The following is a 22,685-nucleotide window of genomic DNA, read 5'->3' as shown; positions in this document are numbered from 1 at the left end:
CACGTTGGTCACTGGCGGCTGATGGGCGGGAGTCCTCCGAGTGCGCCGTGGTGGCGTTCAGTGCTGTCGTGCTCGATCCAGGGGGCAAGATCGGCGGCTCTCTGGTCGTCGCTGGAAACCCCAGCCCCGCGGACGTGTGCGGGACCGGGGCTCGGGCGTCTGGTCACCGCTCGGGGAAGGTCAGCTCGGGGCTTGCTGCGAGCTCTACGAGCTTGTCGATCCCGGGAAGGTCGGTTGCGGGTGCCGAGCCGGGCGCGACGTTGTTGCCCCAGGTGGCCGCGGCGTCGATGGTGACAGTGAGTCCGTCGGCGCGTTCGACAGCCACAGCGTGCCCGCCGCCGTCGTTGCTGTAGCTCGCGACCTCGGCCGCGCTGACACCGGTCGGAAGCTGTCCCTGGTAGGCGGTCCAGCCAGCGTGGTTGAGCACGGTCTGGGGCTCGTCGTCGTGCGCGGGTGTCACGACCTCGATTTGAATCACCCCGAGCGCTCCGCCGCCGGTCCAACCGATCTTGGTGCCGAGTCTGGTGAGATGCTCACCGGTCTTGGGATCGCAGTAGGAGCTGGCCTGGACGTTGTTCGACCGTTTGCGGTCGGCGCGGTCGAGGTGCTCGCCTGACGGGTCGAGGATTGCGGCCGCAGCCTCTCGATATGCAGGCAGCGCGGCAGCCACCTGGGGGTCGTTCTCGATTGTCAGGACGTCGCCGGGCTCGGACTTCGACGCGCCGATCCCTTCCCCGCGCTGGATCGCTCCTGGCAAGACCGTGGTGTCGCCGTCGGCGGGCGCCTCGATCGTGCACGGGTCCTTCGCAGTGGGCAGCGGAGAGGTTGTGGGCGAGGTCGCGCCGGAGGGTGACCCGGCAGGGGCGATGGCGGTGCTGCCACCGCCTCCGGGCAGGTGGAGGCCGGGGAAGGTCGTGGCGACCGCTCCGGCGGCGACGAGAGCGGTCGTGACGCCGGCGGCGCTGCGGGCGTGGCGGCGTCGGAGGGCGACGCGGCCGCGACGGATGTCCAGGAGCGGGTCGGCGATGGGGACGGGTGCGCGCTGTCCGAGTGCGCGGAGTCGGTCGGCGAACTGGTCGAGGTCGTTCATCGGACTTCTCCTGGGGTGTCGCTGGTTGTGGTTGCCGAGGAGGCTGCTGGTTCGGGGGTGAGGATGCGGCGGAGTGCCGCGAGTGCGGCGGAGGTCTGGCTCTTGACGGTGCCGATGCCGACTCCGAGGTCGTGGGCGGTCTCTTCGACGGACAGGCCCCAGTAGTGGCGCAGGACGACCACCCGGCGTTGTCCTGCTGGGAGCCCGCGGAGTGCGAGCCAGAGCTCGTCGGACTCCTCGTCCGGCCCGGGAGTTGAGGTCGTGTCGGGTGGCTGTGCGGTCGGGCGTTCGCGACGCCATGGCCGACGGCTGTCGTCGATGTGTCCGTTGACCAGCATCCGGCGGACGTAGGCGTCGATGTTGCCGACGCGAGAGACGCGCGGCCAGGCGAGGTAGAGCTTGGTCAGCGCCTCCTGGACGAGGTCCTCGGCCCGGTGCGGGTCACCGCAGAGCAGCCAGGCACTCCGGTAGAGATGCGCCCGTCGTCCGGCGACATACGCACCGAAGTCCTCGTCTCGTGACACGACTTGCCTCCTGTCTTCCTCTTCATCCACGTTGACGGAAGTCATGGCCCGGAAGGTTGGCGATGTCGGCAACTTCTTTCTCATCGCCGGGGCTTCGGTCGCTCCGCGGTGTCGGTCGACTCTGCCCATCAGGGCCGTGGGGTGTTGGTGTCGTCCGGCGCTCTTGCCGGAGCAGCCGGCGGCCGACCGGTCAGCGGGATGCTGTCGGGCGAGCCCCGTGCCCGGCCCCTACGGTCCGGGCACAGCCAACACCTAGGAGCGAGCATGGCCGACCGACTGCAGGACAGGACCGCCATCGTCACCGGTGGCGCCAACGGGATCGGCCGCGGGATCGTCCGCGCGTTCGTCGCCGAAGGCGCCCGGGTGCTCTTCGTCGACGTCGACGAGGCCCGCGGCGAGGAGCTGGCCGCCGAGCTCGGCGACGCCGTCCGCTTCCTGCCGATCGACATCTCCCAGGAGGCCAACGCCGAGGTCATCCGGGACGCTGCGGTCTCGACGTACGGCGCGATCCACGTGCTCGTCAACAACGCCCACGCGAGCCGGCAGGCGCCCTTCGTCGACACCACGATGGAGATGTTCGCGCTCTCGTTCGACACCGGGTTCTACCCGGCGTTCTGGCTGATGCGCGCCTGCTACCCGGACCTGAAGCTCACCCGCGGCTCGGTGATCAACTTCGCCTCCGGCGCCGGGCTGATCGGGCGCCCCACCCAGCTGTCGTACGCCGCTGCGAAGGAGGCCGTGCGCGCCATGAGCCGGGTGGCCGCTCACGAGTGGGCCCGCGACGACATCAACGTCAACGTCATCTCGCCGCTGGCCCGCACCGAGGGCGTGGACCGGTTCCTGGCCGAGCACCCCGAGCAGGAGGCCGCGCTGCTGAGCGGCGCCCCGCTGGGACGGCTGGGCGACCCCGAGGCCGACATCGGCCGTACCGCGGTCTTCCTGGCCAGCGACGACGCGTCCTACATCACCGGCCAGACGCTGATGGTCGACGGCGGCGGCGTGATGCTGCGCTGACCGGTGACCGCCCGCGACCGCGGGTCCGGGTCGTGCGTCACCGAATCGGGCCCGTGCGGTCGAGTGGCGATCGCCGAAGGAGGGTGGGGCCGGCCGGACGGCTGACACGGGCCGCAGAACAGCGCCGACGTGAGCTCCTCGATCCTCTGGCTCGATCGTCTGGCTCGAGCCACTCGGCCGCCTTCTGGCACTCGCCAGCATGCGCCCCGAGTCGTACGGTGACCTCATGACCGACACCGGCTCAGACGCCGGCGGCGCACCTTTGCCTGGCGCGCCGGTTGCTCCGCGCGCCGAGCGAGCTGCACCCAGGGAGCCGGTCAATCCGATGGCGGTCCTCGCCTACGACAGCGCCAGGGACAGGTTGAAGAGCCAGGACACCACCCTGGGGAACCTTCGCACTCGCTCCACCACCCTGCTGTCCAGTGCCGCCGTGCTCACCACGGTCGCCGCAGCCGTCGGCCTGCTCTACACCGACTCCACCAAGGGGCCCGTCCTGGAAGAGTGGGCGTCGTGGACGCTGATGGCCCTCGTCGCCGTCAACGGCATCTGCGCCATGTGCATCGTTTGGCCCGCGTCGTCATGGGTCTTCGTACCCAGCCCGGCCAAGCTCATCGAGTACTACGAGAACGATGAGGACGAGACTGCCGCCCGGATCGGGATGGTCGAGGTGATTCGGCAGGGCAGGGAGAGGAATGACGCGGAGATCCAGTGGCGCGTCGAGGCCTTCCGTGTCCAGATCGTCGCCCTTGTCGCCGAGGTCCTCGTACTCGTGTACGCCCTGACGCGACTCCACTAGTCCGGTGCAACCAGTCACTCGTCCGGGCAGCCGGGCTCGGAAAAGGAGACCACGATGACGTTCGAGGATGACGACGGGGCCGGCGGACGCCGGCGCTTCGGCGACGATTGGGACGGACCAAACGTCTCGCCCGATGAGGAGGGCGATGCGAACCCCACGGACGACGACTCGGAGAACGACGCGGCGGACGCGAACCCCCGCGAGTAACGGCCTCACGTTGTCCTCCACAGGCTGATGCGCCCAGTGGCAGGCAGCCGGGTCGAAGGATCCGCTGTGGACGCGGTTCGTCGACCCCGCCCTCGATCCGGAGCGTCGGCGGTGGACCGATGAACGGACCATCCGGGCTGGACACGATCTGCGCCTTCGGTGACTCACCCGCGATGGATGATCCGCTGCGCCTCCGTCGAGGCCATGCTGAGTACGCCGGCGATCGGCAGGCGGAAGGTCTGCAGGGGCGCGTCGGCTTCCGTGGAGGACACGATGTGCCGATGGCTCGCCTACTCGGGTTCGCCCGTGTCCATCGAGGACCTTCTGTACAAGCCGCAGAACTCCCTGGTCGTGCAGAGCCTGCACTCCCGTCTGGGTGCGGAGCCGACGAACGGGGACGGCTTCGGGGTGGGCTGGTACGGCAGCACGGAGACGCCAGGGGTGTTTCGCAGTGCCGAGCCGGCCTGGAACGATCGCAACCTCCGGGAACTGGCGGCGCACGTCGCCTCGCCGCTCGTCTTCGCGCACATCCGTGCCTCCATCGGTTCCCCGGTGCAGCAGACGAACTGCCATCCGTTCCGGCACGGTCGTTGGCTGTGGATGCACAACGGGTACCTCGACGGCTTCGCGGCGCTGAAGCGGGACCTCCTGGTGACGGTCGACCCTGACCTGTTCCCCTCGATCGAGGGTTCGACGGACTCGGAGCTGTTCTTCTTCCTGGCCCTGACGTTCGGGTTGGCCGAGGACCCGCCGGCCGCGGTGGCCCGCGCGGTCGGCTGCATCGAGGAGACGGCGCAGCGACACGGAGTGGCGTTCCCGGTGCAGATGACGGTGGCGACCACGGACGGCCAGACCGTGTGGGCCTTTCGCTACTCCAGCGAGGGGCGCTCGCGTTCCCTGTTCCACAGCACCGATGTCTCGACCCTGCGCCACCAGTATCCCGACAACCCGATGCTGCACGGTCTGTCGGACGATGCCCGCCTCGTGGTCTCTGAGCCACTGGGCGACCTGCGGGGCGCCTGGCGCGAGGTCCCGGAGTCGACCTCCATCACGGTCCGCGGGGGTGCGGAGGAGCTACACGACTTCGAACCGGCCTAGGTCCCGTGCCTAGTCCGCTGCGGACGTCCCGCGCGCCTGAGTGAGGGACGTCGCAGCATCCTCCCGGCTGCCTGCCGGGGTGTCGCGCACCTTGTCGTGAGGGTGCCGAGCGGCAGATCGCGTGCGTCGATGCCGCGCGACCATCGGACCAAGGACGATGCACGACGGACGACGTGTGGGGGCCTGTGGAAGACCCACGCGTTCGAACGTGCGTTCGAGTAGAATTGGAGCATCATCCCGCACCGTTTGTGGAGCTCTCGGAGGCTCGCATGGACCACCCGATCCGGGTCGCCGCCCAGGTCATTGACGGTGCCCTGAAGTCGGTCGCCGATGTGAACCCGGCGTTCATGACCACCCCCGACAAGGCCGCCGCCCTGGTCGAGCTCGCCGCGATCGAGGACCGGGTCGGCGAGCTGCGGCTGCGGGTCACCGCCGACGCTTCTGACGTCGCGGAGGAGTCGGGCGCCCGAGACATCGGGGCCTGGACCGCGGCCGCGACGCGGCGTCGTCGTGGTAATTGCGCTGCCGACTTGCGCCTCGCGTTGGCGTTGGCCGACCGTCCGGTGTTGGCAACGGCGGTGCGTGAGGGTGAGGTGAACCTCGACCAGGCCCGGGCGATCGCGGTGTCTCTCGCCGAGCTGCCGGCCGACGTCGACGCCGCGATCCTCGACCAGGCCGAGGCCGCGTTGGTGGCGTACGCCGCGCGCTTCGACCCGATCGAGCTGCGCCGCCTGGGTCGTCGGATCCTCGACGTCGTCGCCCCCGAGATTGCCGAGGCCGTCGAGGCCCGGCACCTGGCCGACCTCGAAGCCTCCGCCCAGCAGCGGATGCGCCTCGGGCTGCGGTCGCTGGGTGATGGGACCACGCGGATCACCGGACTGATCCCGGACGCCACTGCGGCGCGACTGGCGACGTACTTGCATGCCTTCACCAACCCCCGCCGCGACGACGCCGACCCCGAACCAGCGGAGGCGCGGCGGACTCCGCATGGGCGGAAGGCCGCCCGCGCGTTCTGCCAGCTCCTGGAGACCCTCGACCCCACCCGGCTCCCGATCCACGGCGGCGACGCCACCACCCTGGTCGTGACCATGTCGCTGGAGTCGCTCCGCGCGGAGCTCGGCACCGCGACCCTCGGCAACCCGGCCCCGGGCGACTCGGTCGACCGGATCACCGCCGACGAAGCGCGTCGTCTGGCCTGCACCGCGCACCTCGTCCCGGCCGTCCTCGGCGGCAAGGGCGAGGTCCTCGACCTCGGCCGCTCCCAGCGCCTCTTCACTCGCGTCCAGCGCCGCGCCCTGGCCCTGACCGATCGCGAGTGCCGCGCGGAGGGCTGCCGGGTCCCGGCGCCGTGGTGCGAGGCGCATCACGCCGGTGCCCCCTGGGCCGCCGGCGGGCGCACCGACCTGGCCGACGGGATGCTGCTCTGCTCCCACCACCATCATCGAGCCCACGACCCGACTTGCACCTCCGAGCGGCTCCCCGACGGCGGCGTCCGCTTCCACAGGCGGACGTAGGCCGATGTGCGTCATTGGCGGTGAAAGGGACTGTGAGGATCGCGGACGCAGCCTGATGGTGATGGGCTGTGGGTTGGCAGCGCTCTCAACTGTGTTCTCGACTGAGAACTTGGATGTCGCATTAGTGACAGCCAAGCCGACGACCGCCCCAGCGTTAGTCGCTCGTCGGGAGTGGCAAGAGCATCTCGGCCTGCTCGGGGATCTTCATCGCGACCGGAGCAGGGTTGTCGCGGTACGACGTGCTGGCTGCGACGGATCGGACCTTCAGGGCCACATCGCGAGCGGCGAACACGAGGATCGATCCGCCGCCCGCCGCTGGCGCTAGGTCCACGTCATCAACCAGAACCGCTGGGTGTCATTCCGCTCAGCGGAGTCCCTGCGCAAGCCGCGGGCCGAGGTCCCGGGCAAGCCGGGGAGAAGACCACTCGCGGCTACATCACCGTCTCCACCTGCGCCACGCCCGAGGACCACGCCCGCGGCAACGACTGGACCGACCGGTTCGGCAACCCCGAGCACCGGATCGACAAGGTCGGCAAGCCGATCGAGAGGGTCCCGATCCCGAAGCGGTAGGTGGGTTCCCGCGCGACTCCGGTCGCTCGCCGAGGTCAGTTGCCGGGAGCCGAACCCGGCTTGACCAAACGCCGGACACCGGGCCATGGGAAAACTAGGGTCACGGGGTCTTGGCCTACCACTTCGGAGTGTGCATGTCCCGCCTGCGCCCGACCTGCGTCGCATTCGTGCTCGCCGTCCTCGCCCCCGCCGTCACCCTCGGGCTGGCGTCCGCGGCCCCAGCGGCGGCGCAGCCGGTGCCGGCAGAGCCGGTGCCGGCGGACGGCCCCCACCTCTACGCCTCGACGTACCGCTTCACCGGCACCCAGCAGACGTTCACGGTGCCGGAGGGAGTGAGTCAGGTCCAGGTCGAGGCCGTGGGGGCGGCCGGTGGCGACGGGATCGACTCCGTCGTCTCGCACGGCGGGCGGGGCGCGGTGGTGACCGGATCGCTCGCCGTCACGGAGGGGCAGACGCTCTACCTGTGGGTCGGGGGCGAGGGCGGCAGCAGCGCCGCCGGCGGCGCCCGAGGCTGGAACGGCGGGGGACAGGGTTCCCAGTCCAACACGCGAGGCGGTGGTGGCGGCGGCGCGAGCGACGTCCGCACCTGCCCGGCGGCGGTCGCGGGGTGCGACTCCATCGGCTCCCGCGTGCTCATCGCCGCCGGCGGCGGCGGAGCGGGTGTCGCCGACGCCTGCGCCACCGCCCCCTCGTGCTCGGGGTACCCGCGCGGCTACGTCCCGGGCGGGGACGCCGGGCAGTCCGGCGCGTCCTTGACGTTCGGCAGTCGCGGTACGGCGACCGGCGGGGCCCCCGGCACCGCGACGGCCGGCGGTGCGGGCGGTCCAGGCACCAGCGACACCTCCGAGTACGCCGGGTACGGCGCAACCGGCACGTTCACCACTGGCGGTGACTCGATCCGGGCGGGCGGCCGCACCTCGTTGCGCGGCGGCGGTGGCGGCGGCGGCGGGCTCTACGGCGGCGGCGCCGGCTCCCTCGTCCAGTTCTACGGCGCCGGCGGTGGCGGCGGCTCCAGCCTGGTCCCGGCGGGCGGCACCTCGACGGTGGCCGAGCGCGGCACGACGGCCTCGCTGACCATCTCCTACGACCTCGGCCCGGTCACCGAGGTGCTGGTCCGCGCGGAGGCGGGCGCCGGTGCCCTGGTCGCGACCGGCACGGACACCCGGACGATCATCGCCACGGCCCGGACGGCCGGCGGCGCCCGTTTCCCCGGGCTCGGGGTGACCTTCAGCAGCACGGACCCCGACCAGTCCTTCGGCCCGGTGACCGACTACGGCGACGGCACCTACTCGGCGACCCTCACCGGCTCGACCACCGTCGGCACCGCCACCGTCACCGCCACCGCCGCGGGCAGCACACCCGCCCACGACGTCCTGGGCACCCTCGACGTGGAGACCGAGGGCTACAGCGTCGCGGTGGCCCCCGTGGCCGAGACGCTCGTGGCCACGGGAGCCGACTCGACCACCGTCACCGCGACCGCCGTCACGACGAGCGGCAAGCGTCTCGACGGCCTCACGGTCTCCTTCACCAGCACCGACCCCGCCCAGACCCTCGGGACCGTCGCGGCTCAGGGCAACGGCACCTACTCGACCACCCTCCAGGGGTCGACGAACCCCGGGAGCGCCACCGTGACGCCCGCCGTCACCGGAGGAGGCACGCCGACCCTGACGTCCACGACGGTGACGACCGAGGGCTACACCGTCACGGTGACCCCCGTCGTCAAGACGCTCGTGGCCACCGGTCTCGACCCGACCCCCGTCACCGCCACCGCCGCCACGACGAGCGGCAGGCGCCTCGACGGCCTGACGGTCTCCTTCACCAGCACCGACCCCGCCCAAGCCCTCGGCAGCGTGACCGCGGGCGGCAACGGCGTCTACTCGACCACCCTCCGGAGCTCCACGACCGTGGGCACCGCGACCGTGACGCCCACCGTCGCCGGGGCCGGTACGCCGACCCTGACGCCCGCGACGGTGACGACCGAGGGCTACGCCGTCACGGTCGCTCCCGTGAGCAAGACGCTCGTGGCGACCGGCCACGAAACCACCCCCGTGACCGCGACCGCCGCGACCACGAGCGGACGACGCCTCGGCGGGCTGGCGGTCTCGTTCACCAGCACCGACCCCGCCCAGACCTTCGGGGCGGTGACCGAGGGCGCCAACGGGACCTACTCGGCTGCCCTCCGGGGTTCCGTCACCCGGGGAGCAGCGACCGTGACCGCGACGGTCACCGGGGCAGGCGAGCCCACCCTGGACCCGGCCACCGTGACGACCGAGGGTTACACCCTCACGGTGCTGCCGATCTCCGAGCGGCTGCTGGCGACCGGGTCGGCGACCCGGACCGTGACGGCGCGCGCCCGGTCCGAGAGCGGTCGGAACCTGTCGGACCTGGAGGTCTCCTTCACGAGCACCGACCCGGGGCAGGGCTTCGGCGTGGTCGGCGACCGCGGTGACGGCACCTACACGGTCCGGCTGACCGGCTCGACGACCCCCGGGACCGCCGTGGTCACCGCGGCGGTGACCGGCGCCGGCACCCCCGAAGTGGTGCCTGCGACGCTGGTGACCGACCCGTACCTGAAGCCGGTCGTGACCGCCTCGGTGACCTCGACCGCGGCGCCCAGGAACGGGTGGTACCGCTCACCGGTGACGGTGTGGTTCACCTGCGCCGGAAGCCTGCCGCTGACGGCGGCCTGCCCGGCGCCGGTCGTGCTGGGCCAGGGTCGCGACCAGTCCGTCACCAGGTCGGTCACCGACAGCCTGGGGTCGTCCACGTCGGTGACGAGCCTCGCGGTGAGCATCGACCAAGCCGCCCCCCGGGTCCGGGTCACCGGTGCCCGCAAGGGAGCGTCGTACCCCCGGGCTCGGAAGCTGAGCTGCCGGGCGACCGACGCTCTCTCCGGGGTCGCAACCTGCCGGGTCACCACGAAGACCTCGCGCTCCGCGAAGGGGCGCGTCGTGCGCTGGACCGCGATCGCCGTCGACCGTGCCGGCAACCGCGCGACCTCCGCGGGCCGCTACACCATCCGCAAGGCGGTCCGTCGATGACCGCGGGCGTCCCTGATTCCCTCTCCTCACGATCCGGAGCCCGCATGTCCCTCCGCACCCGCCTGCGTCCGTCGAGACTGCTGCGCGCCGGGGTGAGCCTCGCCGTCGTCGCACCGGCGTTCGCCCTCACCGCGGTGCCTGGACCCGGGGCCGCAGCGGCCGACCCGACGTACCTCCCCGCCGAGCGGGCGATCGCGAGCACGGTGACGTTCTCCTACATCGGCGCCGAGCAGCTCTTCGTCGTCCCCGACGGCATCCACGAGCTCGAGGTCGTGGCGGTCGGCGCTCCCGGTGGTGCCGTCGGGGCGGTGGACCCGACCACCGGCGGCGGGCGGGCCGCCCGGGTCACGGCCGAGCTGTCGGTCGAGCCGGGCGACCGCCTCCACGTCCGGGTCGGCGGCGGCGGCTTCGCCGGCGGGGCCGGTTGGAACGGCGGCGGCCAGCCGGTCGCCAGCAGCACGGCGACCGCCTCCGGCGGTGGCGGCGCCACCGACGTGCGCACCTGCGGTCAGTCCGACACCGGGTGCTCGGCCCTGGCCTCCCGGCTGGTGGTCGCCGCGGGCGGCGGCGGGGCCGGCCTCACCGCCGACGGCACCACCAACGTCGATCTGGCCGGCGGGGACGCGGGCGCGTCGGCGCCCGACTACGCCGGGGTCCGCGGGACCTCGGGCGGAGGCCGTGCGGCCAGCGAGACCGCCGGCGGCGCGGGTGGCGTCGACAGCTCCTACGTCAACCCCGGCCGGGGCAACGGCAACGCCGGCACGTACGGCGCCGGTGGTGCCGCTCGCTACGTCGGAGCGCCGTTCCGCGGTGGCGGTGGCGGGGGCGGCGGCGTCTACGGCGGTGGCGGGGGTGGCACCGGCCAGTACTACGGAGCAGGCGGTGGTGGCGGTTCCAGCCTGGTGCCGGACGGCGGCACGATCTCCCTCGCCGACCGCACCGTCGCCTCGGGCGTGACCATCAGCTACGACGCCGGACCGGTGACCCAGGTCGCCGTCGGCGTCGCCGACGCCACGCTCGTCTCGACCGGCGAGGACTCGACCACGGTCACCGCGACCGCCACCCTTGCGGACGGCACCAAGGTTCCGGCGCTGGAGGTGCTCTTCGACAGCACCGACCCGGCCCAGTCCGTCGGGCCGGTGACCGACCACGGCGACGGCACCTACTCCGCGACCCTGACCGGGTCGACCACCGTCGGAGCTGCCACGGTCACCGCGACGGCCCGGGGCAGCCTCCGCGTCCACGACGTGTCCGGGACGACCTCGGTCACCACCGAGGGGTACGAGCTCCGGGTCGCGCCCGTGACCGACCTGCTCGTCGGCACGGGCACCGACGAGGTCACGGTCCGAGCGACGGCGATGACCGCGGGCGACGTCGGACTCGACGCCCTCGACGTGTCCTTCACGAGCACCGATCCCACCCACGCCTTCGGCGCCGTGACGGATCACGGCGACGGCACCTACTCGGTGACGCTGACCGGGTCGACCACGGTCGGCTCCGCGACCATCGGCGCGAGCTCGGCCGGCGCGACGTCGTACGGCGCCGAGGTGACGACCGAGGGCTACGCCGTCACCGTCCAGCCCGTGCTCACGTCGCTGGTCGCGACCGGGGACGACTCCGTGCCCGTGACGGCAACCGCCCGCTCCACGAGCGGCCGGCTGCTCACCGATCTCGACGTCTCCTTCACCAGCACCGACGCGGGTCAGTCCTTCGCCGCGGTCGTCGACCGGGGTGACGGCACCTACACGACGACCCTGTCCGGGTCGACGACCCCGGGCAGCGCGACCGTGGAGCCCGCGGTCGCGGACGCGGGTGCCCCGACCCTGGTCGGGACCGACGTGACCACCGACGGCTACGAGGTGAGGGTCCGCGCGATCGACCCGATCCTGGGGACCGGGGCCGCGACCACCGAGGTCCTGGCGGTGGCCCGCCGCCTGGGCTCGACCGAGCCGTCGCTGCCGGGCCTGACCGTGTCGTTCGCCAGCACGGATCCGTCGCACCTGTTCGGGCCCGTCACCGACCACGGCGACGGCACCTACTCGGCGACGCTCACCGGGTCGGCCACGCCCGGTGTGGCGAGCATCCACGCCGTGGTGACGGGCGCAGGCACGCCCTCGACACCGGCGGTCGAGCTGGTCACCGACCCGTACGCCCGCCCAGCCCTCAGTGCAGCGCTCGGCTCGTCGGGCCCCGCGCGCGGTGGGTGGTTCCGGACCCCGGTCACGGTGACGTTCGTGTGCACCGGGACGCTGCCCCTGACGACGGCGTGCCCGGTCCCGGTGGAGCTGGCCGCGGACGGCCGAAACCAGGTCGTGACGCGCTCGGTGACCGACACCCTGGGCTCGGTGGGGTCCGTCACGACCCCGGGGGTGAACATCGACCGGACCGCCCCGAAGGTCGCGGTCCGGGGCGCGCGCTCCGGCGCGACGTACCCGAAGGTCCGGCGGCTCGCGTGCCGGGCGTCCGACGCCCTCTCCGGCGTCGAGTCCTGCAAGGTCGTGACCACCAAGCGGAAGTCGCGCAAGCGCACGGTCGTGACGTGGCAGGCGACCGCCGTCGACCGGGCCGGCAACACGACGACCACCCGGGGGAAGTACACGATCCGGGCGAAGAAGCGCCGTTGAGGCCGGACGAGGGTCAGTGGTCGTGACGCCCTCGATCCTCGGGCGGTGGTGGGCGGGTCGCGTTCCTTGTGGGTCCTTCCTCGCGCCCGAGGGGATCGACGACCCCCCTAGCGCGGGGAGGCTCCTACCCCGGCCAGGACAGGACGGTTCCACCTGGTTAGAAACACTCGGTCAGAGTCGCAGCCGCAGGTCGAGCGCCCAGGACGGGAGGTCGACGTCGTCGGCGTCGACTGTGGCGAGCAGGCGTACGCCGGTCGGGTCGGTCGAGTCGGTCGAGCGCACCGCCAGTCCTTCGACCTTGGCCACCCGGCCGTCGAGCTCGGGCAGCAGTACTCGGTCGGTGAGGCGGCCGTCGACCAGGATCGCGAGCGCGGAGGCGAGGACCGCGCCGTCGTCGTAGGCGTCGGGGCTGTCCTCGAGGGCGGCGCTGACCAGCACGGTGTGGGCGTCGAGGGTCACGGCGTCGGTCACGGCCAGTCCGTCACCGAGGTCGAGCAGCTGCGGGACTGACAGCGGGACGGCGGTGGGGTCGAGGTCGCCGTGGACGGCGGCGAGCAGCGCCGCGAGAGGTACGTCGATGGCCGCCGACGGGAGTCCGGCCGCGGGGCGGCCCCGGTGGAACCAGCGCAGCGCGGTCCCGACCCGGCACGCTCCCTCGAGGTTCAGCTGCTCGGGATCGACCGCGAGGGCCGCGCCGATTCGCGCGTAGAGCCCGGAGAGGTCGGCCGTCAGCGGCTCGGCCTCCGGCCGCGCCAGCAGTACGCCGCGCATCCGGGCCGGCGTCGATCCGGAGCCCAGGATCAGGGCGCCGGGGCCGACGGCGCAGGCCGCTTCCAGGTCCGGCTTGAGGTGCTTGGTGCCGGCCGCCTCGTCGAAGGAGTCGTGACCGTCGACCGGTGGCAGCAGGCGCAGCGGGGTGCCGGCAGCGGTCGGCGTCGTCAGCAGGCAGGCGTGGGTCGCGTCGTCCTGGACGACCAGCCAGCCCGTGTCGTACTCCACCACGCCGGAGGCGGCGCGCACCGGCGTGCCGTCCTCGAAGCGCAGCGCGGTCCGGGCCGCGACCTCGACCCGCACGACGCGGTCAGCCCCGGACGTACCCGCGCCGGACGGTGCGGTCGAGGATGCCAAGTGTGCCGCGCAGCGCGCCCTCGGAGATGACGGGGAAGATCCCGGCGGCCGCCCAGTCCGGGTGGATGTCGGCCCAGTCGTAGAAGGACGTGACGACGGTGCCGTCGCTCCCGTCGGGGTCGGGCGCGAGGCGGTAGCCGTAGACGTGGCCGATCTGCGGGCGGATCCGGCCCAGGATCGTCCAGGAGATGAGCCGGTCCGGCTCGAAGTCACGGATGGTGACCGTGACGTCGTACCTCCCCATCTCGGGGAAGTCGTTGAGCGACTCCCGGTCCATGTGCACGACGAAGCTGTCACCCGCGGCTGTCACCGGCTCGCCGGTGGCATCCTGGAGCATCCCCGAGGAGTCGATCGCCACGTGGCCTTGCGGGTCGCACAGCAGCGCGAAGACGTCCGCGGGCGGGGCGGCGACGAGCCGGCTGGTCTCGATCCGTGTCACGGCGTCGGTGATGGCGTCGGTCATGGGTCGATCGTGCCACGGGTAGCGTCCGGGCATGCGCCGGCTCGTGCTCGCCCTCGTCGCCCTGCTGCTGCTCGCCCCGGCGCCGTCGTACGGCCTGCAGGAGCTGCCGGTCGGCACCGGTGTCGACTACCAGCTCGGTGGCAACCGCGGGGTGCCCGCGCACGTCGGGATCGTGGTGCGCGACCGCACCGCGCGACCCGCGGGACGCTACGACGTCTGCTACGTCAACGGCTTCCAGACCCAGCCGGGCGAGAAGCGGTTCTGGCAGCGACGCCGCCACCTGCTGCTCCAGGACGGACGCGGCCGGCTGGTCGAGGACGAGGCCTGGGGCGAGTGGCTGCTCGACCTGCGCACGCCCGCCGAGCGCCGAGCGCTGGCCCGGATCGTCGGGCGCTGGACCGCAGGGTGCGCGCGTGACGGGTACGAGGCGGTGGAGTTCGACAACCTCGACTCCTTCACCCGGAGCAGTGGCCTGATCCGGAGGCGGCACGCCGTCGCGTACGCCCGGCTGCTCATCCGCGCCGCTCACCGGGCCGGCCTCGCCGTCGGGCAGAAGAACCTCGCGGGCCTGCGGGGCACGCGGCTGGGCTTCGACTTCGCGGTCGCCGAGGAGTGCGGGAGGTACGACGAGTGCAGTCGCTACACCGCCGTCTACGGCCGGCGGGTGCTGATGATCGAGTACCGCCGTCCGGACTTCGAGCGGACCTGTGCGGCGTACGGCGCCGCGGCGGCGGTGGTGCTGCGCGACCGGGACCTGAGCCCGGACGGCGTGCGCGCCTACTGCCCTCGATAGCCTCGACCTCATGCCGGCCCTGCACACGACGACGCTGGGGGAGTCCGGTCCGCTGGTCGCCTTCTGCCACGGCCTGTTCGGCCAGGGCAAGAACTGGACGACGATCGCCAAGGCCCTCGCCACCGACCACCGGGTGCTGCTGGTCGACATGCCGAACCACGGCCGGTCGGCCTGGCACGATCGCTTCGACTACGTCGACGTCGCCGACGAGGTCGCCGCTCTCTTCAGCGCCGACGATCCGGTCGCCCTGGTCGGCCACTCGATGGGCGGCAAGGCGGCGATGGTGCTGGCGCTGCGTCACCCCGAGCTCGTCGAGCGGCTCTGCGTCGTCGATATCTCGCCGGTCGACTACCACGGGCTCTCCGAGTTCGGCGGGTTCATCGCGGCCATGCGGGGGATGGACCTGGACGCTCTCGAGCGGCGCAGCGACGCCGACGAGGCCATGGCCGAGGCGGTCCCGAACCGGACCGTGCGGAGCTTCCTGCTGCAGAACCTGCGCCGCGAGGGCGACGGCTGGACCTGGCTGCCCAACCTCGCCGTCCTCGACCGCGACCTCGCGCTGCTCGGCGGGTGGCCGGAGGACGAGCTGGCCGGCGCGGCGCCGTACCCCGGCAAGGTGCTGTGGGTGGCCGGGCAGACCTCGGGCTACGTCAAGGACGAGTACGCCGCAGCCATGGACCGCTGGTTCCCCCAGAACCGGAGGGTCACCGTGAAGAACGCCGGGCACTGGGTGCACTCCGAGCAGTCCGAGGTGTTCCTCGAGGTGCTGCGGCGGTTCCTCGCCTGACCGCTCAGCTGCTCGCGGCCTGGCGGGCGCGGTAGGCGGCGACGGCGTTGCGGTTGCCGCAGGAGTTCGAGCAGAAGCGGCGGGAGCGGTTGCGGGACAGGTCGAGCACGATGCCGAGGCAGTCGTCGTCGGCGCAGACGTCGAGGCGGGACAGCTCGTCGGCGCGGATCACGTCGATCATGGCCATCGCGGTTTCGACCAGGAACCGGGTGGCGAGCGAGGCGTCGTCGGGGACCGCGTGCAGGTGCCAGTCCCAGTGGTCGTGGCGCACCAGCCGGGGGAGCGCCCGGGCCTCGGCGAGCATCCCGTTGACGAGCTCGACGGCACGGTCGCGGTCGGCGGTCAGCAGGTCGTAGAGCCGGGGTCTCAGGGCGCGCACCTCGTCGAGCTCGGCGCGGGTGCGCTCGTGCCGGCCGGTGTACTCGAAGCGGCTGAAGAGCTCGTCGAGGTCGGCGACGGACTCCAGCGTGTCGGGCTCGAGGGCGCTGTTGGCCAGCGTCGCGGCCGCCTGCAGGGCCATCTCGGTGTCATGGGCGAATACCACGTTGACAGGTTACTCCACGGCCCGTAGCGTCATGTTCCATGACCGCATTGACTCATGACGGCGTCCCGGTGGTCCCGAGCGCGGCCCAGGGGTCGCGGCTCGCCTCCGGGCTGGTGTTCGCCGTCGTGTCGGCGATGTCGTTCGGCATGTCCGGGGCCCTGGCCCGCGGGCTGCTCGACACCGGCTGGACCCCGGGCTCGGTGACCCTGGTCCGGGTCGCGCTCGCCGCCTCGGTCGTGCTGCCGTTCGGCGTCGCCGCCCTGCGCGGACGCTGGTTCCTGGTCCGCCGCAGTGCCCCGACCATCGTGCTGTACGGCGTGCTCGCGGTCGCCGGCGCGCAGTTCTGCTACTTCTCCGCCGTCCAGCACATGCAGGTCGGGCCCGCGCTGCTGATCGAGTACACGGCCCCCGCGGCCGTCGTGGTCTGGCTCTGGCTGCGCCACGGCCAGCGTCCGGGGCCGGTCACGCTCGTCGGGGCGGGCCTGGCCGCCCTCGGGCTGGTGCTGGTGCTCGACCTGATCTCGGGCGCCGACCTCAGCACCGCCGGGGTGCTCTGGGCGCTGGCGGCGATGGTCGGCGCGGCGTCGTACTTCCTGATCTCGGCCGACGAGTCCAACGGCCTGCCGCCGATCGCGCTCGCCGCCGGCGGGCTGGTCGTCGGCTCGACGGCGCTCGGCCTGCTCGCGCTGGTCGGCCTGCTGCCGATGGCGGCCAGCACCGACGCGACGTCGTACGCCGGCCGCGAGGTCGCCTGGTGGGTCCCGCTCGCGGTGCTCGGCCTGGTCACGGCCGCGATCGCCTACGTCACCGGCATCGCAGCCAGTCGCCGGCTCGGGTCGCGGCTCGCGTCCTTCGTGGCGCTGCTGGAGGTCGTTGCCGGCGTCGGCTTCGCCTGGCTGCTGCTCGACGAGCTGCCCCGCCCGATCCAGCTCGTGGGCGGCCTGCTGATCCTGGCCGGGGTGGTCGGAGTGAAGCTGGGGGAGAGCCGCGTGCGCGCCGAGGAGCCGGCGCTCGGCTGAACCGCTGGGAAAGTCCGGGGTCGGCTGCAACAACCTCGCCCGCCGGGGCGTGTGTTGTGCATGGATGTGGTGGTGACCGACTTCGAGGCGTGGGCGGAGGCCCGGGTCGCCGGGCTGCTCCGCTTCGCCTACCTCGTGACCGGGTCGCAGCACGCCGCCGAGGACGCGGTCCAGGCGGCGCTGACCCGCGCGTGCGAGAAGTGGACGCGGGTCAGCCGAGCCGACGACCCGGACACCTACGTGCGCCGGATGGTCGTCAACGAGCACGTCTCGTCGTGGCGTCGCTCCGGCCGCCGCGAGGTCGCGGTCGCCGAGGTGCGTGACACGGCCGTCGATGCGACGGCCGGGGTCGACACCTCCGACGCGGTCTGGCGGATGTGCTCCGCGCTGCCGCGCCAGCAGCGCGCGGCGGTCGTGCTCCGGTTCTACGAGGACCTGGAGTACGCCGAGATCGCGGCGCTGCTGGACTGCTCGGAGACCACGGTCCGCTCCCACGTCCACCGGGCCCTCACCTCGCTGCGGGCCACCCTGACGAGCCAGGAGGAGCGGTGATGGACGACCTCGAGCAGCTGGTGCGCGACGGCCTGCGGGCGCGCGCGGACGGCGTGGACACGACCGCGCCCCTGGTGGCTCGCGCGCAACGGGCGGCCCGCCGACGGCGGGGGACCCGCGCGGTGTTGGCGGCGGCCGCCGCCGTCGCGGTGGTGGTCGGGGTGTCGACGGTTCTCGACCGCCCGCAGGAGGTGACGCCGGCCCCGGCGCCCGCTCCGACGACGGCGCTCGACCCCGTCGAGCCCCCGACGCCGATGGCGCCGGACGGCTGGCGCACCGAGCGGTGGCACGACCTGGCCGTGGACGTCCCGGCGGACTGGGGCTACGGACCGGCGCCGCTGCGGACCGCTGGGGCACCCTACGTGTGCGGCTACTTCCCGGAGGCCCCCTACGTCGGCCGCCCGGTCCGCCTGGTCGACGAGTGCATCGGCGGCGGCCAGCTCCGCGCTTCGTCGGCGCCGTACGTCTGGCTCGGCGCGGACGTGGAGCCCGGCACCGTGCAGCTCGACGACGGGACCGTCCAGGAGACCGTCGAGGTCGCCGGCGCCATGCTCACGGTCGCCGCGGACGAGCCGCTGCGCCGGCGGATTCTCGCCTCGGCCCGGGTCGGTGGCGCCTGCCCTTCGGAGCTGCTGCGGGCGCCGAGTGCGAAGCTGCCCGTCGGCGACACCGGTGACGGCCTCCTGGTCTGCGGCTACCGGCAGGACCAACACCGGTTCCGGCTGGTCGGTGGGCAGCTGCTGGGAGCCGACCGGGCGCTGGCGCAGGCGGGGGCCTACGACGCGGCGCCGCCGGTCGGCAGCTGCAACGAGCCACTCGACCTGGAGCAGGTGCTGCTCCAGGCGGGAGACCGGCAGTGGGTCTTCGACCTCTCCTGCCCCGCGATCACCGAGCTCGGCGAGCCCGGCGACCGGCGGTCGCTCACCGTCGCGACGCTCGAGCCGTGGACCATCGGGTTCGTGCCGCAGACCCTCTACGGGCCGCGTACCTCCGGCATGACGGGGATGGTCGGCTTCATCGGCTGGTGGGGCCGACCTACCGGGCGTCCTGCCGTCTGACGTAGACCTCGCGCACCAGCATCAGGATCGCCGCGGCGGTCGGGATGGCCAGCAGCGCGCCGACGACGCCCAGCAGGGCCGCGCCGACCAGGGCCGCGATCACGGTGACCGCGCCGGGGATGTCGACGGACTTCGACATCACCCGCGGATAGATCACGTAGTTCTCGAGCTGCTGGTAGACGATGTAGAAGATCGCGCAGATCAGCCCGGTCTTCACGTCGGTGGCGAAGGCGATGGCGGTGACGATGGTCGCGCCGATGGTCGCGCCGATCATCGGGATCACGTCGAGCAGGGCGACCACGAACGCCAGCGCGACGGCGTACTCGCCCAGGCCGATGACGAACAGGAAGATCAGCGAGGAGATACCGGCGCACAGGGCGACGACGAAGGCGCCCGAGACGTAGCCGCCGATGCCGGCGATCACCCGGTCGCCCAGCTTGGTGACCCGCTCGCGCCGCGACGCGGGGGCCAGGCTGTAGAAGGCGTGCGTCGTGGTCTTCATCGAGGCGAGGAAGTAGAGCGTCAGCACCAAGATGATGAAGGCGTTGAACAGCGCGCCCAGCACGGCCAGGCCGACACCGAGGGCGCCGCCGAAGACGGCGCTCGCGAAGTCACCGTTGGCGACGTAGTCCCGGAGCTTGTCGAGGATCTCGTACTCGTCGTTGAAGTCCTGCACGCGGCGGTTGCGTTGCAGGTCGTCGAGCCAGTGGGGTGCGTTCTCGGAGATCTTCGAGATCTGGTCGGTGATCACCGGCACGATCGCCACGACGAACAGGGCGAGCGCCCCGAGGAAGGCCACGATCACGGCCATCACCGCGACGCTGCGTGCCAGTCCTCGCCGCTCCAGGAAGAGCACCACCGGGTTGAGACCGGCGGCGATGAAGAACGCGACGATGATCAGGACCAGCGTCGAGCCGATCTGCTCGAACAACCCGAAGAGCCACCAGGCCAGGGCGAAGCCGATCCCGCCGACCAGGCCGACGAAGAACGGCGCCCGGTGGTTCAGCGGTGGGCCGGGCTCGCCGAGGTCGTCGGGGTCCTCGGTGGTGATCGCGGCCTCGTCGCTCGGCCCCTCCGGGTCCGCGGGTGGGACCGCCGTGGCCGGGGCCTGGTCGCTCAAGCGTCGTCCTCGCCGAAGCCGGCGACCACGTCGCGCAGCGAGGCGAGCTGGGCGGTGATCGCGTCGCGGCGCTTGCGCAGTCGCTCGAGCTCGGCGCGGGTCTGGGCCAGCTCGCGCTCGGCCTCGGCGTTGCCGGAGGAGCTGATCGACTCGGCCTGGGTGCGCGCCGAGGTGACGATCTGCTCGGCCTCGCGCCGCGCCCGGCTGAGCAGCGCCTCGGCCTCGGTCTGCGCCTGCTGGCGGTGCTGGGTCGCCTGCGAGGTGGCCTGGCGGGCCCGCTCCTCGGCCGCGGTCGCGCGCTCCTCGGCCTCCTGGACCAGCTTGCGGGTCTCGGCCGTCGCGCTGTTGTGGAAGTCGGTCGCCTCGCGGGCGAGCCGCTCCTTCTCGACCGCCAGCATCCGACGGGCCTCCTGGACCTCGCGGTCCGCGGCCGCGCGGGCCTGCTCGACCTCGCGCTGCGCGGTGGTGCGCAGCTCGGTGGTCTCCTGCTGCGCGGCGAGGCGCAGCTGCTCGGACTCGCGACGCGCGGACGCGCGCAGGTCGTCGGACTCGCCGCGGGCCAGGGTGCGCTCCTGCTCGGCGTCCGCGTTGGCCCGCTGGCGCTGCTCGTCGAGCTCGGCGAGCTGGACGGTGCGCATGTCCTCGGCCTCGCGGGCGGCGTCGGCGCGGATCGCCTTGGCGTCGCGGGTCGCCTGCTCGCGGATCTCGGTGGCGTCCCGGTCGGCGGTGTCGCGGATCTCGTTGGCCTCCTCCTCGGCCAGCCGCAGCATCGCGCTCGCGCGGCCACCGAGGCCGGCGTACGACGGGTTCGCGTTCTCGGCCAGCTCCTGGCGGGTCGCCTCCAGCTGCTCCTCGAGGGCGACCGCCCGGCGCTCGGACTCGGCCAGGCTGGCGCTCAGGCCGGCCTTCTCGGAGGCGAGCTGGGTGAAGGCTCCGTCGACCGCGGCGGGGTCGTAGCCGTTGCGCCGGATCACGGGGAAGGACGGCGTCGTCGAGGTCGCGCGCGGGGCGGCGGACCGGGACGGGGCCGCGGGGGGACGGGCGGCCGGAGGGATCACCGGGCGGCCCTGCGCGGGTGCCGCCGGCTTCTCCGTGGGCTTCCCGGCGGCCTTCGCGGGCGCGGTCTGCGCCGCGCGCTTCGGGTCCACCGCGGGGATCACCTGGGTCTTCTCGCCGTCGACCGGCTCCCGGTCCGGCTCGTCGTCGAAGATGGACAGGCCCTGGTCGCTCATGGTCGAAGCATCCTTCTTCCGGTCGGGGAGTCTCGCGGTCCCATCCTCCCCGATGACGCCTAAAAAGCTCCCACCCCGGTGCCGGCGATTCCGGGACCGGGGTGGGCGGACGCTGGAGCGAGCGGGCCTCAGACGCCGCGGAAGCGGTTGATGGCGCTCTCGTGCTGGGCGCGGAGCTCGTGGTTGCGGACGCCGAGTCCCTCCTCGGGGGCCAGGCAGAGCACGCCGACCTTGCCCTGGTGGGTGTTGTGGTGGACGTCGAGGGCGGCCTGGCCGACCTGGTCGAGGGTGTAGGTGCGCGACAGGGTGGGGTGGATCTTGGCCTTGGCGATCAGCCGGTTGGCCTCCCAGGACTCGCGGTAGTTGGCGAAGTGGGAGGAGATGATCTTCTTCAGGTTCATCCACAGGTAGCGGTTGTCGTACTCGTGCATGTAGCCGCTGGTGGAGGCGCAGGTGGTGATGGTGCCGCCCTTGCGGGTGACGTAGACGCTCGCGCCGAAGGTCTCGCGGCCCGGGTGCTCGAAGACGATGTCGATGTCCTCGCCGCCGGTGAGCTCGCGGATCTTGGCCCCGAACCGCTTCCACTCGCGCGGGTCCTGCTGGGTGCCCTCCTCGTTCCAGAAGCGGTAGTCCTCCGCGGAGCGGTTGATGATCATCTCCGCGCCCATCGAGCGGGCGATCGCGGCCTTCTCCTCGTTGGAGACCACGCAGACCGGGTTCGCGCCGCCGTTGAGGGCGTACTGGGTCGCGAAGCCGCCGAGGCCGCCGGAGGCGCCCCAGATCAGCACGTTGTCGCCCTGCTTCAGGTCGCCGCCGTTCTTGGAGACGAGCTGGCGGTAGGCGGTGCAGTTGACCAGGCCGGGGGAGGCGGCCTCCTCCCAGGTGAGGTGGGCGGGCTTGGGCATCAGCTGGTTGGCCTTGATCAGGGCGATGTGGGCGAGGCCGCCGAAGTTGGTCTCGAAGCCCCAGATCCGCTGCTCGGGGTCGAGCATCGTGTCGTTGTGGCCGTCGGGGGACTCCAGCTCGACCGAGAGGCAGTGCGCGACGACCTCGGTGCCGGGCGGCCACTTGGTCACCCCGGGACCGGTCTTCAGCACCACGCCGGACAGGTCGGAGCCGACCACGTGGTACGGCAGGTCGTGGCGCTTGCCGAGCGGGGAGAGCCGGCCGTAGCGCTCCAGGAACCCGAAGGTCGAGACCGGCTCGAAGATCGAGGTCCACACGGTGTTGTAGTTGATGGCGGAGGCCATGACGGCGACGTACGCCTCGCCCGGACCGAGCTCGGGCAGCGCCACCTCCTCGACGTGCAGGGACTGGCGGGGGTCCTTGTCCTTCGAGGCGATGCCCTCGAACATGTCGGCCTCGTCCTTGTGCACCGTCACGGCACGGTAGGACTCGGGGATCTGAAGGTTCGCGAAGTCCTCGCTGGCGGTGTCACCAGCGAGAATGGCGTCGAGGATGTGCTGCACATCGGCTCCTACAGGTCAGGGTCGTCGAGGAGTGCCCAGAAA

Annotated in this window: 21 protein-coding genes and 1 pseudogene; 12 read left to right on the top strand and 10 right to left on the bottom strand. The window is 72.5% G+C overall.

The annotated features are described in order from the left end of the window. Window positions 1-8 precede the first annotated feature (8 nt). The 3 genes and pseudogenes from MUB56_RS22920 to MUB56_RS22910 form a co-directional block, all read right to left on the bottom strand. Window positions 9-116: pseudogene (locus tag MUB56_RS22920) on the bottom strand (IS481 family transposase); the annotation flags it as partial. 47 nt (window positions 117-163) lie between these two features. Continuing rightward, window positions 164-1,090, bottom strand: a complete 927-nt coding sequence (locus MUB56_RS22915; protein WP_244929322.1) for a hypothetical protein — start codon at window positions 1,088-1,090, stop codon at window positions 164-166. Further along, on the bottom strand, window positions 1,087-1,614 hold the full coding sequence (locus MUB56_RS22910) for a SigE family RNA polymerase sigma factor (protein WP_244929321.1): 528 nt from the start codon (window positions 1,612-1,614) through the stop codon (window positions 1,087-1,089). Before MUB56_RS22910 ends, MUB56_RS22915 begins: the two co-directional genes overlap by 4 nt. 264 nt (window positions 1,615-1,878) lie before the next feature. Between MUB56_RS22910 and MUB56_RS22905 the strand changes: the two genes are divergently transcribed. The 5 genes from MUB56_RS22905 (at window position 1,879) to MUB56_RS22885 (ending at window position 6,243) form a co-directional block, all read left to right on the top strand. Further along, window positions 1,879-2,628, top strand: coding sequence for an SDR family oxidoreductase (locus MUB56_RS22905; RefSeq protein WP_244929320.1), 750 nt, complete (start codon window positions 1,879-1,881; stop codon window positions 2,626-2,628). Between the two features lie 226 nt (window positions 2,629-2,854). Then, window positions 2,855-3,424, top strand: coding sequence for a hypothetical protein (locus MUB56_RS22900; protein WP_244929319.1), 570 nt, complete (start codon window positions 2,855-2,857; stop codon window positions 3,422-3,424). A gap of 54 nt (window positions 3,425-3,478) precedes the next feature. Next, window positions 3,479-3,631 carry a hypothetical protein gene (locus tag MUB56_RS22895; protein WP_244929318.1) on the top strand — a complete coding sequence of 51 codons (153 nt, stop codon included), beginning with the start codon at window positions 3,479-3,481 and terminating at the stop codon, window positions 3,629-3,631. Window positions 3,632-3,937: 306 nt separating this feature from the next. Then, the gene (locus MUB56_RS22890) at window positions 3,938-4,729 is read left to right on the top strand and encodes a class II glutamine amidotransferase (RefSeq protein ID WP_244929317.1); all 792 of its coding nucleotides are present in this window, start codon (window positions 3,938-3,940) and stop codon (window positions 4,727-4,729) included. A 269-nt stretch (window positions 4,730-4,998) separates the two neighbouring features. After that, window positions 4,999-6,243 carry an HNH endonuclease signature motif containing protein gene (locus tag MUB56_RS22885; protein WP_244929316.1) on the top strand — a complete coding sequence of 415 codons (1,245 nt, stop codon included), beginning with the start codon at window positions 4,999-5,001 and terminating at the stop codon, window positions 6,241-6,243. A 154-nt stretch (window positions 6,244-6,397) separates the two neighbouring features. Here MUB56_RS22885 and MUB56_RS22880 read toward each other — a convergent pair whose 3' ends face one another. Next, on the bottom strand, window positions 6,398-6,574 hold the full coding sequence (locus MUB56_RS22880) for a hypothetical protein (RefSeq protein ID WP_244929315.1): 177 nt from the start codon (window positions 6,572-6,574) through the stop codon (window positions 6,398-6,400). Between the two features lie 373 nt (window positions 6,575-6,947). On the opposite strand from MUB56_RS22880, the gene MUB56_RS22875 reads away from it, so the two are divergent. Together MUB56_RS22875 and MUB56_RS22870 are read left to right on the top strand one after the other, a co-directional pair. Continuing rightward, window positions 6,948-9,854 carry an invasin domain 3-containing protein gene (locus MUB56_RS22875; RefSeq protein WP_244929314.1) on the top strand — a complete coding sequence of 969 codons (2,907 nt, stop codon included), beginning with the start codon at window positions 6,948-6,950 and terminating at the stop codon, window positions 9,852-9,854. 44 nt (window positions 9,855-9,898) lie between these two features. Further along, window positions 9,899-12,478 carry an invasin domain 3-containing protein gene (locus MUB56_RS22870; RefSeq protein WP_244929313.1) on the top strand — a complete coding sequence of 860 codons (2,580 nt, stop codon included), beginning with the start codon at window positions 9,899-9,901 and terminating at the stop codon, window positions 12,476-12,478. Window positions 12,479-12,649: 171 nt separating this feature from the next. Here the strand turns inward: MUB56_RS22870 and MUB56_RS22865 are convergent, their stop codons facing one another. Both MUB56_RS22865 and MUB56_RS22860 read right to left on the bottom strand, forming a co-directional pair. Further along, window positions 12,650-13,552, bottom strand: coding sequence for a hypothetical protein (locus MUB56_RS22865; RefSeq protein ID WP_244929312.1), 903 nt, complete (start codon window positions 13,550-13,552; stop codon window positions 12,650-12,652). A gap of 7 nt (window positions 13,553-13,559) precedes the next feature. Next, window positions 13,560-14,069 carry an SRPBCC family protein gene (locus MUB56_RS22860; protein ID WP_244929311.1) on the bottom strand — a complete coding sequence of 170 codons (510 nt, stop codon included), beginning with the start codon at window positions 14,067-14,069 and terminating at the stop codon, window positions 13,560-13,562. Window positions 14,070-14,100: 31 nt separating this feature from the next. Here MUB56_RS22860 and MUB56_RS22855 point away from each other — a divergent pair, with 31 nt between their 5' ends. Both MUB56_RS22855 and MUB56_RS22850 read left to right on the top strand, forming a co-directional pair. Further along, the gene (locus MUB56_RS22855; protein WP_244929310.1) at window positions 14,101-14,862 is read left to right on the top strand and encodes an endo alpha-1,4 polygalactosaminidase; all 762 of its coding nucleotides are present in this window, start codon (window positions 14,101-14,103) and stop codon (window positions 14,860-14,862) included. 10 nt (window positions 14,863-14,872) lie between these two features. Next, entirely contained in the window at window positions 14,873-15,649 is a 777-nt protein-coding gene (locus MUB56_RS22850) for an alpha/beta fold hydrolase (RefSeq protein ID WP_244929309.1), read from the top strand. A 4-nt stretch (window positions 15,650-15,653) separates the two neighbouring features. On the opposite strand, the gene MUB56_RS22845 is transcribed toward MUB56_RS22850, so the two are convergent. Continuing rightward, window positions 15,654-16,193 (bottom strand): CGNR zinc finger domain-containing protein, encoded by a 540-nt coding sequence (locus MUB56_RS22845; protein ID WP_244929308.1) that lies wholly within the window; start codon window positions 16,191-16,193, stop codon window positions 15,654-15,656. A gap of 38 nt (window positions 16,194-16,231) precedes the next feature. Between MUB56_RS22845 and MUB56_RS22840 the strand changes: the two genes are divergently transcribed. From MUB56_RS22840 to MUB56_RS22830, 3 genes are all read left to right on the top strand, one after another. Then, window positions 16,232-17,212: an EamA family transporter gene (locus MUB56_RS22840; RefSeq protein WP_244929307.1), complete on the top strand. Its 981-nt coding sequence runs from the start codon at window positions 16,232-16,234 to the stop codon at window positions 17,210-17,212. 72 nt (window positions 17,213-17,284) lie between these two features. Beyond that, a complete protein-coding gene (locus MUB56_RS22835; protein ID WP_244929306.1) occupies window positions 17,285-17,764 on the top strand; it encodes a SigE family RNA polymerase sigma factor in 480 nt (159 codons plus the stop codon). Beyond that, entirely contained in the window at window positions 17,764-18,822 is a 1,059-nt protein-coding gene (locus MUB56_RS22830; protein WP_244929305.1) for a hypothetical protein, read from the top strand. Before MUB56_RS22835 ends, MUB56_RS22830 begins: the two co-directional genes overlap by 1 nt. Here the strand turns inward: MUB56_RS22830 and MUB56_RS22825 are convergent. The 3 genes from MUB56_RS22825 to ccrA all read right to left on the bottom strand — a co-directional run bounded on the left by MUB56_RS22825 (window position 18,800) and on the right by ccrA (window position 22,643). Beyond that, window positions 18,800-19,942 carry an AI-2E family transporter gene (locus tag MUB56_RS22825; protein ID WP_244929304.1) on the bottom strand — a complete coding sequence of 381 codons (1,143 nt, stop codon included), beginning with the start codon at window positions 19,940-19,942 and terminating at the stop codon, window positions 18,800-18,802. The genes MUB56_RS22830 and MUB56_RS22825 overlap by 23 nt on opposite strands. Continuing rightward, window positions 19,939-21,174 (bottom strand): hypothetical protein, encoded by a 1,236-nt coding sequence (locus tag MUB56_RS22820; RefSeq protein WP_244929303.1) that lies wholly within the window; start codon window positions 21,172-21,174, stop codon window positions 19,939-19,941. The genes MUB56_RS22825 and MUB56_RS22820 overlap by 4 nt, the downstream gene beginning before the upstream one ends. A gap of 128 nt (window positions 21,175-21,302) precedes the next feature. After that, entirely contained in the window at window positions 21,303-22,643 is a 1,341-nt protein-coding gene (gene ccrA / locus MUB56_RS22815) for a crotonyl-CoA carboxylase/reductase (protein ID WP_244929302.1), read from the bottom strand. Between the last annotated feature and the right edge of the window lie 42 nt (window positions 22,644-22,685).

It is taken from the genome of Nocardioides sp. W7, assembly GCF_022919075.1.
Classification (GTDB): Bacteria; Actinomycetota; Actinomycetes; order Propionibacteriales; family Nocardioidaceae; genus Nocardioides.
Note: the sequence above shows the minus strand (reverse complement) of the source record. Positions and strands in the feature narration are given on the sequence as shown.

Excerpts from the sequence above, each read along its gene's own strand:
- MUB56_RS22915 (WP_244929322.1), bottom strand. The coding sequence starts at position 1,090 with ATGAACGACCTCGACCAGTTCGCCGACCGACTCCGCGCACTCGGACAG.
- MUB56_RS22905 (WP_244929320.1), top strand. The coding sequence starts at position 1,879 with ATGGCCGACCGACTGCAGGACAGGACCGCCATCGTCACCGGTGGCGCC.
- MUB56_RS22900 (WP_244929319.1), top strand. The coding sequence starts at position 2,855 with ATGACCGACACCGGCTCAGACGCCGGCGGCGCACCTTTGCCTGGCGCG.
- MUB56_RS22895 (WP_244929318.1), top strand. The coding sequence starts at position 3,479 with ATGACGTTCGAGGATGACGACGGGGCCGGCGGACGCCGGCGCTTCGGC.
- MUB56_RS22885 (WP_244929316.1), top strand. The coding sequence starts at position 4,999 with ATGGACCACCCGATCCGGGTCGCCGCCCAGGTCATTGACGGTGCCCTG.
- MUB56_RS22875 (WP_244929314.1), top strand. The coding sequence starts at position 6,948 with ATGTCCCGCCTGCGCCCGACCTGCGTCGCATTCGTGCTCGCCGTCCTC.
- MUB56_RS22870 (WP_244929313.1), top strand. The coding sequence starts at position 9,899 with ATGTCCCTCCGCACCCGCCTGCGTCCGTCGAGACTGCTGCGCGCCGGG.
- MUB56_RS22860 (WP_244929311.1), bottom strand. The coding sequence starts at position 14,069 with ATGACCGACGCCATCACCGACGCCGTGACACGGATCGAGACCAGCCGG.
- MUB56_RS22855 (WP_244929310.1), top strand. The coding sequence starts at position 14,101 with ATGCGCCGGCTCGTGCTCGCCCTCGTCGCCCTGCTGCTGCTCGCCCCG.
- MUB56_RS22850 (WP_244929309.1), top strand. The coding sequence starts at position 14,873 with ATGCCGGCCCTGCACACGACGACGCTGGGGGAGTCCGGTCCGCTGGTC.
- MUB56_RS22840 (WP_244929307.1), top strand. The coding sequence starts at position 16,232 with ATGACCGCATTGACTCATGACGGCGTCCCGGTGGTCCCGAGCGCGGCC.
- MUB56_RS22830 (WP_244929305.1), top strand. The coding sequence starts at position 17,764 with ATGGACGACCTCGAGCAGCTGGTGCGCGACGGCCTGCGGGCGCGCGCG.
- MUB56_RS22820 (WP_244929303.1), bottom strand. The coding sequence starts at position 21,174 with ATGAGCGACCAGGGCCTGTCCATCTTCGACGACGAGCCGGACCGGGAG.